This window comes from Aquisalinus flavus (assembly GCF_014640095.1).
Classification (GTDB): domain Bacteria; phylum Pseudomonadota; class Alphaproteobacteria; order Caulobacterales; family Parvularculaceae; genus Aquisalinus; species Aquisalinus flavus.
Genome location: NZ_BMGH01000001.1, coordinates 416,529 through 429,444 on the forward strand (window position 1 = coordinate 416,529; position 12,916 = coordinate 429,444).

The following is a 12,916-nucleotide window of genomic DNA, read 5'->3' on the forward strand; positions in this document are numbered from 1 at the left end:
GCCTCTTTCTTGGTTTTCCTGTTTCCACTGTCTTTCCAGATCGCCGATGCCGTGGCGAAACTGCCGGCCCATGGCGCGGTTGTCGCGATCTATTGCCCGGTACCGCCGAGGGCAAGATAGAGCGCCACGGCATTGGCGGCGCGCTCCTGCTGTGCTGCGATCAGGGCCTGGCGAGCCTGATAGACCGTGCGCTGAGCATCGAGGACGGAGAGATAGGAATCGATCCCCTCGCGCAGGCGCAGTTCCGACAGCTCCAGCGCCCGCTCATTGGCACTGACGAATTTTTCCAGCGATGCGATGCGCCGGTCGATCGTCTGCGAGACGGCAAGGGCGTCGGCTGTTTCGCGGAAGGCAGACTGGATCGCCTGCTCATACCGGGCGAGGGCGATGTCGCGTTGCGCCGTGGCTAGCTTCAAATTGGCCCGGTTGGCGCCGCCGGTAAAGATCGGCACACTGACGGAGGGCGTGAAGCTCCACACACCGGTGCCGTCGCTGAAAAGTCCGTCCAGCTCGGTCGACGCATAGCCGGCGCTGCCGGTCAGGGTGATGCGCGGGAAGAACGCCGCGCGTGCCGCGCCGATATTGGCATTGGCCGCTTCCAGCGTGCGTTCGGCGGCGAGGACATCGGGCCGTGCCAGCAACACATCCGACGAGCGCGTGACGGCAAGGTCGGTATTGACCGGGGCCGGCAGCAAGGCCGCCTCGTCCATCACCGTTTCCGGCACCGGCGCGCCGGTCAGCAGAACCAGCGCATTGCGGGCCTGGGCGACCAGCGCTTCAAAGCGGGCAATATCGGCGCGGGAGGTCTCGACGCTACCGAGCGCCCGGCTGTAATCGAGTTCATTGGCAGCACCGGCGTCGAATAATTGCTGTGTCAGCTCGAGCGATTCTTCCTGTGCATCGGCGGTGTCGATGGCGAGGGCCAGCAGGCGCTCATTGGTGGCGAGGCTGATCCAGGCATTGGCAACGGTGCTGATCAGGGTCAGCTCTGCATTGCGGCGGTTTTCCTCGGCGGCAAAATATTGCTGCAGCGCCTGCTGGTTGAGGGAGTTGACCCGCCCGAACAGGTCGAGTTCATAGGCCGTCGTCGCCAGTTGCGCCGAGGCCTGATCGACCTGCTGGAAGGCGATGGACGGGTCTTGCGCAGAGCCGCCATCATCGAACACCTCGCGTTCCGTTGCGCTGGCACTGGCCGATAAAGACGGATAGCGCGCCGCGCCGGTAATGCCATAGCGGGCGCGGGCGGCCTGCACGTTCAGCGTCGCCACGCGCAGGTCGCGATTATTGACGAGCGCCGTCTCGATCACGTCCTGAAGGGCCGGATCGGTGAAGACGGTGCGCCACTCGGCCCCGGCGATGGCAAGGCTTCCCTGAGGGGCGGCACCGGTTTCGCCGACAGGCAGGGATGCCGGCACGGGTGCGTCCGGGCGCTCATAGTCAGGCGCGAGGCTGACGCAGCCCGACAGGGCAATCGCGCTGACGGCGGCAAGGGCAAGGATCTTGTTCATGGGTTGATATCCTCTCAATCATTCTGCCGGCTGCAGCGCGGCGGCGGGTTCATCTTCCGCGCCCGGCTTTTTCAGCGGCTTGGCACCTGTCAGCTTGCGGATGATCACGTAGAACAGCGGCGCGAAGAAGACGCCGAGCACCGTCGCGGCAATCATGCCGCCGAGCACGGCGGAACCGATGGCGACCCGGCCCGCTGCACCTGCACCTGTCGACAGGGCAAGCGGGATGACACCGAAGCCGAAGGCGAGGGAGGTCATCAGGATCGGCCGGAAACGCATGCGGACGGCTTCGAGAGTCGCCTCGATCAGCTCCTTGCCTTCCTCTTCCAGCAGCTTGGCAAATTCCACGATCAGGATCGCGTTCTTCGACGCAAGGCCGATCGTGGTCAACAGGCCGACCTGGAAGAAGATGTCGTTGGACAGGCCGCGGAACGAGGCGGCGACCAGCGCGCCGATAATGCCCAGCGGCATGATCAGGAGAACCGAAATCGGCACCGTCCAGCTTTCATAAAGCGCGGCAAGGCAGAGGAAGACGACGAGGATCGACAGCGCATAGAGCAGGGGCGCCTGGTTGCCGGACGTCTGTTCCTGCAGGGACAGGCCGGTCCACTCATAGCCGATGCCTTGCGGCAGCTGGGCGATGATATTCTCAATCTCGTCCATGGCCTCGCCCGAGGAATAGCCGGGGGCGGCCTGGCCCTGAATGTTCAGGGCCGGCACGCCGTTATAGCGTTGCAGCTGCGGCGAGCCATAGGTCCATTCCGCTGTCGTGAACGCGCTGAGCGGGATCATCTCGCCATCATTATTGCGCACGCGCAGGTCGGCGATATCTTCCGGCATCATGCGATGCGGCGCATCCGCCTGTACATAGACCCGCTTGATCCGTCCACGATCGATATAGTCATTGACATAGAGACCGCCGATCGCGACCGACAGGGTCGAGTTGACCTGGGCGATATTGAGGCCCAGCGACTGCGCCTTCTCGAAATCGACGCTGATATTGTATTGCGGGTTGTCTTCCTGGCCATTGGGACGCACGCCCATCAGCGTCGGATTCTGTCCGGCCATGCCGAGCAGCTGGTTGCGGGCATCGAGCAGGGCGTCGTGGCCGACGCCGCCGACATCCTGAAGATACAGATCGAAGCCGGAGGAGTTGCCAAGCTCGCTGATCGGCGGCGGCACGATGGTGAAGACCATGCCCTCGGTAATCTGCGAAAACCGTCCCATGGATTGGGCTGCCAGTTCCTGGGCACTGATATCGCGGTCTTCCCAGTCCTTCAGACGGATAAAGGCGAGCCCCATATTCTGTGACTGGCCGGCAAAGGAGAAGCCGGAGGCGGTGAAGAGCCCCATCACTGCGTCGCCCTGGTCTTCGAGGATATAGGTGCGGATCTCCTCCATCACTTCCTCCGTACGCTCCATGGAAGCGGATGGCGGCAGTTGCACCAGCGCGATGGCGCTGCCCTGGTCCTCTTCCGGCAGGAAGGAGGTCGGGATGCGGGTTGCGAGAAGACCGGCGCCAGCCAGCAACAGCACGAAGACACCGACGAACAGCCAGCGGCGCCGCAGAATGCGGGCGACGGTCGCCGCATACCAGTCGGTCAGGCCGGCAAAGGACCGGTTGAACCAGTCGGCGGGACGGGCGGCGACGCCGCGCCAGCCTTTTTTCTGGCCGGGTTCATGCGTGGCATCCTTATGCTTCAAGAGATTCGCGCACAGCGCCGGCGACAGAACGATGGCGACGACGACAGACAGGATCATCGCTGAGACGATGGTAATCGAGAACTGGCGATAGATGATCCCGGTACTGCCCGGAAAGAAGGCCATCGGCACGAAAACGGCCGACAGCACCACGGCGATGCCGACCAGGGCGCCGGTGATCTGGTCCATAGACTTGCGCGTCGCCTCTCGCGGCGACAGGCCTTCCTCCGCCATCACCCGTTCGACGTTCTCCACGACGACGATGGCATCGTCGACGAGCAGGCCAATCGCGAGCACCATGGCGAACATGGTCAGCGTGTTGATGGAAAAGCCGAAGGCGAGCATGATCGCGAAGGTGCCGAGCAGCACGACCGGCACGGCGATCATCGGCACCAGCGTGGCGCGGAAGGATTGCAGGAAGACGAGCATGACGAGAAAGACGAGGAAGACCGCTTCGTAGAGCGTCTTCTCGACTTCGTGGATCGACTTGTCGATGAACGGCGTGGAGTCAACCGGATAGATGATCTCGACGCCGGGCGGCAGCGTGTTCTCGGTCAGTTCGGCGACGCGCTCGCGCACCGCTTCCGCCGTCTCCAGCGCGTTGGCGCCGGTCGCGAGCTGTACGGCGAAGCCGGTCGCGACCTTGCCGTTCCACTTGGCGATGCGGCTGTATTCGGCTGCACCGACCTCGACGCGGGCGACATCTTCCAGCCGAACGCTTGCGCCGTCGTCCGTCGTCAGCAGGGTGATGTCGCGAAATTGCTGCGGCGTCTGCAGAAGCGATTGCAGGGTGATTGTCGCGGTGATCTGCTGGCCTTCGACGAAGGGGGCCGCGCCGATGGCGCCGGAAGAAACCTGCGTGTTCTGTTCACGGATCGCCTGCACGACGTCTGATGGCGCCAGGTTGAACTGGGTCAGCTTGTCGGTATCGAGCCAGACGCGCATGGCATATTCCGCGCCGAAGCGCTGGATATTGCCGACCCCATCGATGCGGCTGACCGGGTCGATCAGCGTTGAGGAGGCATAGTCGGCGAGGTCAGCCTCGGTATAGCCATAGCTCTCATCGTTTGCGACGAGCCCGACGATGATCAGGAAGCCGGCATTGGCCTTGGCCACGGTGATGCCCTGGCGCTGGACCTGTTCGGGCAGCAGCGGCGTGGCGCGGGCGAGCTTGTTCTGCACCTGGACCTGCGCAATGTCCGGGTCTGTCCCGCCAGCAAAGGTGAGGGTCACATTCGACGCACCGGACGATGACGAGGAGGAGGAGAAATATTCCAGCCCGTCGAGGCCGGTCATCTGCTGTTCGATGATCTGGGTGACGGAGTCCTCGACCGCCTTGGCGGACGCGCCCGGATAGACAGCGGAGACGCTGACGCTCGGCGGCGCGATATCGGGATATTGCGCGACCGGCAGGAGGCGCAGGGAGATGATCCCCGCCAGCATGATGACGAGCGCGATGACCCAGGCGAACACGGGCCTGTCGATGAAAAACTTGGCCATGATGTATCTTCCTTGCTCTGCCTAGTTTGCGGCGTTCGGGCCGGCGCCGGACGGGCCACCCTGTTGCGGCGCCGCGTCACTGGCCACGGCGACCGGGGCGCCGGGGCGCAGCATCATCAGGCCGCTGACGATCAGTTCTTCACCTTCGGAAAGGCCGCTGGTGACGATCCAGTCGCCGGTGCGGGCGGCCTCGACGGTCAGCATGCGCTGCTCCGCCGTGCCCTCGGGGCTGACGACATAGGCGAAGGCTTCACCTTTTGGCGTGCGCTGTACCGCAGCCTGGGGCGCCAGTATTGCGTTCTCGTATTCACCGACCGGCAGGCTGGCGCGGACGAAAGAGCCGGGCAGGATGTAATTGTCCGGGTTCGGCACAGTCGCGCGGATCACGACGGTGCCGGCGCGATCATCGATGCTGACCTCGGTAAATTCCAGTTCGCCCTCGCGATCGTAGACGGTGCCGTCTTCCAGCGTGATCGTCACCGGTATCTTGCCCTCGCCGGTCGCGGCCATGCGCCCCTCGGCCATCTGCCGGCGCCAGGCAAGAAGGTCGGATGAGGAGGTGGTCAGGTCGACATAGACCGGATCGAGCTGGTGGACGGTCGCCAGTGCCTGCGCCTGGTTCTGGGTGACCAGCGCCCCTTCCGTCACGGTCGAGCGGCCGATCTGACCGTCGATCGGGGCGCGGATGATGGCGCGGTCGAGATTGGTGCGGGCGGTCTTCAGGGCCGCCTGCTGCATGGCGACATCGGCCTCTGCCTGCCGCGCGGCGGCGACGGCCTCGTCATATTGCTGCTGGCTGACGGCGTTGTTCTCGACGAGGCGCTCGAACCGGGCGGCCTGCTGGCGGGTGACGTCCGCCGTGGCCTGTGCCCGGGCTAGGGACGCGGCAGCGCTGTCGAGGGCGGCGCGATAATCAGTGTTCTCGATGCGGTAAAGCGGATCGCCAGCCGTGACTTCCTCACCCTCGGTGAAGATGCGCTCCTCGATCAGGCCGGTCACCTGCGGCCGGATCTCGGCGATACGATAGGCGCTCGCCCGGCCCGACAGGGTCTGCGCGAGTTCGACGCTCGCCTCCTCGAGCATGACCGTCTCCACCGGCGTGGCCTGCTGCGCCGGTGGTCCTTCCTGTGCCTGAGCCATGGATTGCGGGTCGCCGCAACCGCTCAGGCCTGCGCCGAGAAGGGCGAGGGAGAGCACGGCTGCGACGCCGGCTTTGACAGAATGTTTTTGGACGGGGAGAGCGTAGCTGGCTGGCATGTAATGTTATTCCCGCTTGAAATTGCACCGGATAATCAGATATTCGGTCTAGAATGAACATTCGATCTAAATATTTCCTTGCGATTGTCAATCGCTGCAGTGCAAAAAAATTGACCGTTGACGCGACGGCATATAGGCAGAAATCATGGTAATAACAGACGATCAGGCCGCAGAAGCCGCACCAGTCTCCAAAAAAGATCAGGCCTTACAGGCTGCTGCACGGTGTTTCGTGGAAGAGGGCTTTCACGGATCGAGCATGTCGCGCATCGCCAAGTCGGCGAAGATGAGCGTCGGCCACATCTATCACTATTTCGCGAGTAAGGACGAGATCATCGCCGCCATCGTGCGCGAGGAGGAGATCAAGGCGAACGAAAAGCTCGCCTATTTCCGCAGTCTTACCGCCGATGAGCTGCATTCGGCCCTGATCTCGAAGATCGACGAAGCGGCGTGTCACCTGGCCGATACGTTTCACTCCGTCCTGATGCTGGAGATCCTCGCAGAAGCCGCGCGCAATCCCGAGATCGCCCGCATCGTTCACGAACTCGACGCCTATATGCGAAACGGTTTCGTGGAGCTTATCGGGGAACGCATGGGCCTCGACAATGCCGAGGCGCGGGTCGAGGTACTGTTTTCCGTCCTCAATGGCCTTGCCATCCGCATCCTCCGCAATCCTGGTTTCGACCACAAGGCGGTGTTGCCGGTGCTTGAAAGCGTGATCGGGCAAATCCTCAGCGACAAGTGACAGCCAAGGCGTTGGCGGGCACTCGCTGCTGGTTCCTGTTGCGTCTGACGATCTCTCCTGCGTCTTGCAGATCATCTCGGGATGGTAGCGGCCGGAGGGACATCCTAGCCACCCGACTAGCGCGGTTGGCGGGCGGCTTCGCGCCAGTGACAGTGGTGGGTCCGGAGGGACTCGAACCCCCAACCTAGCGGTTATGAGCCGCCAGCTCTAACCAATTGAGCTACAGACCCCCTTAGTGTGGCCCGGCGGAGAGCGTGGCCGCCGGTCCCGGAGAATTCTGCCCTATAGCAGCTTCGCTCCGCCCTTGAAAGCCTGAAAGGAAAGCCTGAAAGCCGCCTCGACTGGCGCCTAAACCGGCTCGTGCGGCGGATCCTTGTCGGCCTTGTTGGCGGGCGTGCGGCGTGTCGGGCCGACGCTGGCGCCGAGCAGCAGGAGCCGCGCCTGTTCCTGCCATTTGTCCCGGGCGATGCGGCCGGGGAAGCCGAGCCGGTTGTCGAGCCAGGCGATCTCCTGCTGCGTCCAGTGGGCGATCTGCGCATAGTAAAAGACGCCAAGCTCGTTGAGCAGCTTTTCGTAGCGTGGCCCGATGCCGCTGATCCGTTGCAGATTGTCCGGGTCGCCCTTGTCCGGCCGGTCGTAGAGCACCGGCATGGCCGGGCTCATCATGACCGGCGTTGGCGCCGGCGGCGGCGGGACTTTTGTCCGAGGCGCCGAGTGTTCCGGCGCCATCCGGCTGGGATTGGCCTCGGTCGTCTCATCCGGGCGGTGCTCCCGCTTCCAGAACAGCCACCAGCCCATGAACAGCCCGAGCAGGAAGGCAAGGGCGAGCAGGATCCACATGTGCCAGGCAAGCCAGATCATCGTCTATTCTCCTGCCACTGGTTCATCTGCTTCGCGGTCGCGGGCAGGCTGGCCTTCCACCAGCCCATCGGGCACCAGATTGATCGCCACGGTAATGGTCAATCCGGCGGGGTAGGCGGCGAGCGGCTCGCGGGCCCGCTCTGCGGCGGCGTCATCGACAGCCAGCCCGCTCAGGCTGAACCTGGCATCTGTGGCGTCGACCTGGCCGGTTTCCAGCTGGCTCAGGGCGGCGAGCGACAGGCTGGCGGCGCGGGTCCAGTCGCCCTCCGGCGCGCCGCGGGCAACCTGCATCAGGTCTTCGACCGGTTCCCCGAACAGGCTTTCAGCTTCTGCCACCAGCGCCAGCCTTACCCGGTCGTCGGGCACGAAGCCGACCAGCGTCACCGCCTCGCCATCGATGACGCTCGCTGACCAGGTAAAGGGTGCGGCGACCGGCGGGGCGGCGTCCTGCATGGTCTCGAAGCGCACACGGGAGATATCGACCGATGTGATGCCGCCACCGACATAGCCGCCGGCCCAGACCGACCTGCGCACCACGGCCGCGGCCTGCTCGGCGGCTGCTGCATCCGGCGCGGTGCCGGAAAGCACCGCCTTCTGGCCATTCATGGTGACATTTGCCCAGGCGATGCCGGCATCGGAAAGGCGCGCCAGCGCCGCCTCGCGCAGGGCCTGCTCGGCGGTCTCGACTCCCGTCCCGTCAAGGCCGAGCCGCGCAGGCCACTGGCTGTGGATGCCACCATAGCCGAGCAGCAGGAAAAGCGCCGTGCCTGCCAGTATCTTCAGCGTCATCAGCCTGTCACGTCCTCCAGGGGTTGCGGGGCTTCCTATACAATAGGCGGCGATCCTGCGTAAGCCCTTGTGCCCAAAGGCCAGCTGCCTGTCCCCGGGGGCGATGCCGACTGCAGGCCAACTGCATCGCAGCATTGCAAGCCGGTACCGGCTTGCCTAGGTTTCTGGCAAATACGGGACGGGCTTGCCACAAGGCGTCCGCGCCCCACGTCCAGAACAGCTCCAGGAAAGGACATATCCGTCATGGCTGACGCTTATATTTACGACGCCGTCCGCACGCCGCGCGGCAAGGGAAAGCCCGATGGCGCCCTGCATGAAATCACCCCGGTCCAGCTTGCCGCCCAGGTGCTGGAGGCGCTCCGCGACCGCAACGATCTCGACACGGAGAATGTCGACGATGTCATTCTCGGCTGCGTGATGCCGGTCGGCGAGCAGGGCGCGAACATCGCCCGGACCGCCGTGTTGCAGGCCGACTACGCCCAGACAACCGCGGGCGTTCAGGTCAACCGCTTCTGCGCCTCGGCGCTGGAAGCGACCAATATGGCCGCGGCCAAGGTCATGTCCGGTGAGGCCGACATGGCGATCGGCGGCGGCGTTGAATCCATGTCGCGCGTGCCGATGGGCTCCGATGGCGGCGCCATGGTGTCCGACCCGGCGGTGGCGATCAAGAACTACATCGTGCCGCAGGGTATCTCGGCCGATATCATCGCGACCAAATACGGTATCTCCCGCGACGATGCCGACGCCTATGCGGTCGAAAGCCAGAAGCGCGCCGCCAGATCGTGGGAAGAGGGCCGCTTCAAGGGCTCGATCGTCCCGGTGAAAGACGTGCTCGGCCTGTCCGTGCTCGACCGTGACGAGACCGTGCGTCCGGACACCGACATGCAGACGCTGGGCGCGCTCAACCCGTCCTTTGCCATGCTCGGCGAGATGCCGGGCTTCGATTATGTGGCGATCCAGAAATACCCCGAACTTGAGAAGATCAACCACATCCATCATGCCGGCAACTCGTCCGGCATCGTCGACGGTGCCGCGGCGATCCTCATCGGCTCGAAGGAGATCGGCGAGAAGCTGGGCCTGAAGCCGCGCGCGAAGATCCGCGCCATGGCCTCCGTAGGTTCGGAGCCGACGATCATGCTGACCGGGCCGGAATTCGTGACCCAGAAACTGCTCAAGCGCGCCGGCATGGACAAGAAGGACATCGACCTGTGGGAGCTGAACGAGGCGTTCGCCTCGGTCGTCCTGCGCTACATGCAGGCGATGGACCTCGATCATAGCGAGATCAATGTCTGCGGCGGCGCGATCGCCATGGGCCACCCGATGGGCGCGACCGGCGCGATGATCCTGTCGACCGCGCTCGACGAGCTGGAGCGCTCCGGCAAGGAAACCGCGCTTGTCACGCTGTGCATCGGCGGCGGCATGGGCACGGCAACCGTCATCGAACGCATTTAATTCAGGGTACGGAGATATATCATGTCATATGAAACCATCAAATTCGACGTTGACAGCGACGGCATCGCCCTGATCACCATCGATCTGCCGGACCAGTCCATGAATGTCTGGAATGCTCAGCTGATCGAGGATTTCGAGAAGGCGGTCGATGAAGTCCTGTCCAATGACGACATCAAGGGTGCGGTCATCGCGTCCGGCAAGGATAGCGGCTTCATGGCCGGCGCCGATTTGCGCATGCTTGGCGATTCCTCGGAGAACCCGTCCGTGCAGGAAGTATATGAAGGCGCGACCCGCTTGAATAAGCTGTTCCGCAAGATGGAGACGGGCGGCAAGGCCTCGAAAGACCTGTCCAAGGGCGCCTATACCAAGCCGTTCGCGGCGGCGATCAACGGCCTCGCCCTCGGCGGCGGGCTGGAGGTCTGTCTCGCCTCGCATTACCGTGTCGCGTCGGACAGCCCCAAGGTCCAGATCGGCCTGCCGGAAGTCCTCGTCGGCCTGTTGCCCGGCGCCGGTGGCACCCAGCGCGTGCCGCGCCTTGCCGGTATCCAGAACGCCATGCAGATGTGCACGACCGGGTCGTCGATGAAGGCCGAGCAGGCGAAGTCGCAGAACCTGATCCACGACATTGTTCCTCATGACGAGCTGATCGCGAAAGCGAAGGAATGGGTCAGGGCCAATCCGAAAGTGCGCCAGCCCTGGGACGAGGCCAGGTTCAAGTTCCCCGGCGGGCAGGGTGCCATGGACCCGCGCGTCGTGCCGATCTTTGCAGGCTCTGCGGCGATGGCCCAGAAGCAGACCTTCCACAACATGCCGCAGGTCGACAAGATACTGTCCTGCATCTATGAGGGCTCGATCGTGCCGATCGATGTCGCGCTGCGCATCGAGAGCAAGTATTTCACCTCGCTCCTGTTGTCCGACCAGACCCAGAACATGATCCGTACCCTGTTCATCAACAAGCAGGCAGCGGAAAAGGGCATGGCCAGGCCGAAATCGGTCGAACCGGTCAAGCTGCAAAAGGTCGGCGTTCTCGGCGCCGGCATGATGGGCGCAGGCATTGCCTATGTCACGGCCCGCTCCGGCATGGAGGTCGTGTTGCTCGACCGCGATGTCGATGCGGCGGAAAAGGGCAAGGACTATTCCCGCAAGCTCAACGACAAGGGCATCTCCAAGGGCAAGATGACCAAGGACAAGTCCGAGGAAATGCTGGCCCGGATCAAGACCACGGCGGACTATGACGATCTGAAGGACGTGGACCTGATCATCGAGGCCGTTTTCGAGGACCCGAAGGTCAAGGCCGATGTGATCAAGAAGACCGAAGCCGTGATCGGCAAGGATGTCGTCTTCGCGTCGAACACCTCGACCATCCCGATCACCTCGCTGGCGAAGAATTCCGAACGCCCGACCCAGTTCATCGGCATCCACTTCTTCTCGCCGGTCGACAAGATGCCGCTCGTCGAGATCATTCCCGGCGACGCCTCCGGCGACCTGCCGCTGGCCGCCGCCCTCGACTATGTCAAGGCGATCAAGAAGACGCCGATCGTCGTCTCCGACACGCGCGGCTTCTACTGCAACTCCGTCGTCGTGCCCTACCTCAACGAGGCGGCGCGCATGGTGAAGGAGGGGATCAACCCGGCTCTCATCGACAATTGCGCCCGCAATCTCGGCATGCCGGTCGGCCCGCTCGCCCTGATGGACGAGACCAGCCAGGAACTCGGCTACAAGATCATGATGTCGGCCCGCGAGGAGATGGGCGATGCCTATCAGCCGACCGGCGTCGATGACCTCCTGGAGAAATTCGTCGTCGAGCTCGGCCGCAAGGGCCGCAAGTCCGGCGGTGGCTTCTACGAGTACCCGGAAGATGGCGGCAAGAAATATATCTGGCCGGGCCTGACCGAGCATTTCCCGCTCGCCGACACCCAGCCAAGTGCTGAGGAAGTGGAAGAACGCCTCTTGTTCATACAGCTTGCCGCCGTTGCCAAATGCTACAGTGACGATGTCGTCCATGATCCGCAGTCTGCCGATCTCGGTGCGATCTTCGGCTGGGGCTTTGCGCCATGGACCGGCGGTCCGATGAGCCATATCGACACGATCGGCGTCGAGGAATATGTGCGCAAGGCGGAGGCCCTCGCCCAGCAGCATGGCGAGCGTTATGCCCCGCCGGCATCGTTCCGTAAAAAGGCGGAAGAGGGTGGCAAGTTCTACGCCGCTGCGTAACCGCCCCACAACAACTGACAACAGAAAAGCCCCGCCGGTCTGGCGGGGCTTTTTTGGTTAGTGCGAGCGAGCGTTAGCCGGCAGCGTCGGTATCAGTCTCGATTTCCTGCTCGGCGGACACATCAAGGCCGGTAAAGCTCTCGGCGAAAGCGTCAAGCTCGCTGTCGATGAGTAGCTCATCGCCATCGGCGTCAGCCTGGTTGAAGGCTGTGGTGCCTTCGGACACCAGCACCGTCGCATCGACGGCGCCGTCTGTGTTGAGTTCAGCGAAGCGGGCGCTGGCAGCCGCCGCAACCTTATCCTCGCTGTCGGCGTCCTCGTAGAAGTCGCTGGTGTCGCGCTCCATCATGTCGGCGACGGCGCCGGAAGAGGAGATATCGACACCCATGCGCGTGCCGGCTGAAGCGATCGACATGTCGAGATTGACGGCATAGTCATCGACCATGGTGTTGGAGACACCGCGGGTGAAAGTCTCGAACTCGGCTTCGTCCAGCAATTCGTCGGCATTTTCGTCAGCGGCGGCAAACTGGTTTTCGGTGATTTCCGTCAGTTCGTCCCGGGTGAGGCCGTCAACTTCGGTTTCGCTCGCAGCTTGCGTTTCAACCTGCGCTTCGACGGCAGCTTCAGTCTCGGTGGTCAGTGCCGTCCCGTCCTGAACCTCCTGCGCCATTGCAGCGCCCATGGCACCGGTCAGGCTGAGAATGGAAGCGGATGTGAAGGCAGTGGCGTATTTCATAAACTTGGTCATGATGGTCTCCTGTCTAATCAGAATACAGAGCAAACATGCCAAAACGGCGTTCGTTCCGATGCAATACAGATTGGAGCCAACTAAGGCAGGATTGTGCCGATACGAGGGTATTGCTGCCCCATGAGGGGCATTTCAAGGCCCGTT

General features: G+C 63.3%; 9 protein-coding genes and 1 tRNA gene. 3 read left to right on the plus strand and 7 right to left on the minus strand.

The window, feature by feature from the left end; translation table 11 throughout:
• Positions 1–89 precede the first annotated feature (89 nt).
• Genes IEV88_RS01975 through IEV88_RS01985 form a run of 3 tightly spaced genes read right to left on the minus strand, consistent with a single transcriptional unit; the run spans position 90 to position 5,966 of the window.
• Positions 90–1,508 (minus strand): efflux transporter outer membrane subunit, encoded by a 1,419-nt coding sequence (locus IEV88_RS01975; protein ID WP_188159614.1) that lies wholly within the window; start codon positions 1,506–1,508, stop codon positions 90–92.
• An 18-nt stretch (positions 1,509–1,526) separates the two neighbouring features.
• Positions 1,527–4,709: an efflux RND transporter permease subunit gene (locus IEV88_RS01980; protein ID WP_188159615.1), complete on the minus strand. Its 3,183-nt coding sequence runs from the start codon at positions 4,707–4,709 to the stop codon at positions 1,527–1,529.
• Between the two features lie 21 nt (positions 4,710–4,730).
• Positions 4,731–5,966: an efflux RND transporter periplasmic adaptor subunit gene (locus IEV88_RS01985; RefSeq protein ID WP_188159616.1), complete on the minus strand. Its 1,236-nt coding sequence runs from the start codon at positions 5,964–5,966 to the stop codon at positions 4,731–4,733.
• A gap of 145 nt (positions 5,967–6,111) precedes the next feature.
• Between IEV88_RS01985 and IEV88_RS01990 the strand changes: the two genes are divergently transcribed.
• Entirely contained in the window at positions 6,112–6,708 is a 597-nt protein-coding gene (locus IEV88_RS01990) for a TetR/AcrR family transcriptional regulator (protein ID WP_188159617.1), read from the plus strand.
• Between the two features lie 153 nt (positions 6,709–6,861).
• Here IEV88_RS01990 and IEV88_RS01995 read toward each other — a convergent pair.
• The 3 genes from IEV88_RS01995 to IEV88_RS02005 form a co-directional block, all read right to left on the minus strand.
• A tRNA-Ile gene (locus IEV88_RS01995) sits at positions 6,862–6,938 on the minus strand.
• 118 nt (positions 6,939–7,056) lie between these two features.
• Positions 7,057–7,569, minus strand: a complete 513-nt coding sequence (locus IEV88_RS02000; protein ID WP_188159618.1) for a helix-hairpin-helix domain-containing protein — start codon at positions 7,567–7,569, stop codon at positions 7,057–7,059.
• A gap of 3 nt (positions 7,570–7,572) precedes the next feature.
• On the minus strand, positions 7,573–8,358 hold the full coding sequence (locus IEV88_RS02005) for a BON domain-containing protein (protein ID WP_188159619.1): 786 nt from the start codon (positions 8,356–8,358) through the stop codon (positions 7,573–7,575).
• Positions 8,359–8,601: 243 nt separating this feature from the next.
• On the opposite strand from IEV88_RS02005, the gene IEV88_RS02010 reads away from it, so the two are divergent.
• Positions 8,602–9,810, plus strand: coding sequence for an acetyl-CoA C-acetyltransferase (locus tag IEV88_RS02010; RefSeq protein WP_188159620.1), 1,209 nt, complete (start codon positions 8,602–8,604; stop codon positions 9,808–9,810).
• Positions 9,811–9,831: 21 nt separating this feature from the next.
• Complete coding sequence (locus IEV88_RS02015; protein ID WP_188159621.1) at positions 9,832–12,024, plus strand: 3-hydroxyacyl-CoA dehydrogenase NAD-binding domain-containing protein; 2,193 nt, start codon at positions 9,832–9,834, stop codon at positions 12,022–12,024.
• 73 nt (positions 12,025–12,097) lie between these two features.
• Here IEV88_RS02015 and IEV88_RS02020 read toward each other — a convergent pair whose 3' ends face one another.
• A complete protein-coding gene (locus tag IEV88_RS02020) occupies positions 12,098–12,772 on the minus strand; it encodes a hypothetical protein (RefSeq protein WP_188159622.1) in 675 nt (224 codons plus the stop codon).
• Positions 12,773–12,916 lie beyond the last annotated feature (144 nt).

Bases quoted from the DNA above. Each gene is read 5' to 3' on its own strand.
- IEV88_RS01975 (WP_188159614.1), bottom strand. From the start codon at position 1,508: ATGAACAAGATCCTTGCCCTTGCCGCCGTCAGCGCGATTGCCCTGTCG.
- IEV88_RS01980 (WP_188159615.1), bottom strand. From the start codon at position 4,709: ATGGCCAAGTTTTTCATCGACAGGCCCGTGTTCGCCTGGGTCATCGCG.
- IEV88_RS01985 (WP_188159616.1), bottom strand. From the start codon at position 5,966: ATGCCAGCCAGCTACGCTCTCCCCGTCCAAAAACATTCTGTCAAAGCC.
- IEV88_RS01990 (WP_188159617.1), top strand. From the start codon at position 6,112: ATGGTAATAACAGACGATCAGGCCGCAGAAGCCGCACCAGTCTCCAAA.
- IEV88_RS02000 (WP_188159618.1), bottom strand. From the start codon at position 7,569: ATGATCTGGCTTGCCTGGCACATGTGGATCCTGCTCGCCCTTGCCTTC.
- IEV88_RS02005 (WP_188159619.1), bottom strand. From the start codon at position 8,358: ATGACGCTGAAGATACTGGCAGGCACGGCGCTTTTCCTGCTGCTCGGC.
- IEV88_RS02010 (WP_188159620.1), top strand. From the start codon at position 8,602: ATGGCTGACGCTTATATTTACGACGCCGTCCGCACGCCGCGCGGCAAG.
- IEV88_RS02015 (WP_188159621.1), top strand. From the start codon at position 9,832: ATGTCATATGAAACCATCAAATTCGACGTTGACAGCGACGGCATCGCC.
- IEV88_RS02020 (WP_188159622.1), bottom strand. From the start codon at position 12,772: ATGACCAAGTTTATGAAATACGCCACTGCCTTCACATCCGCTTCCATT.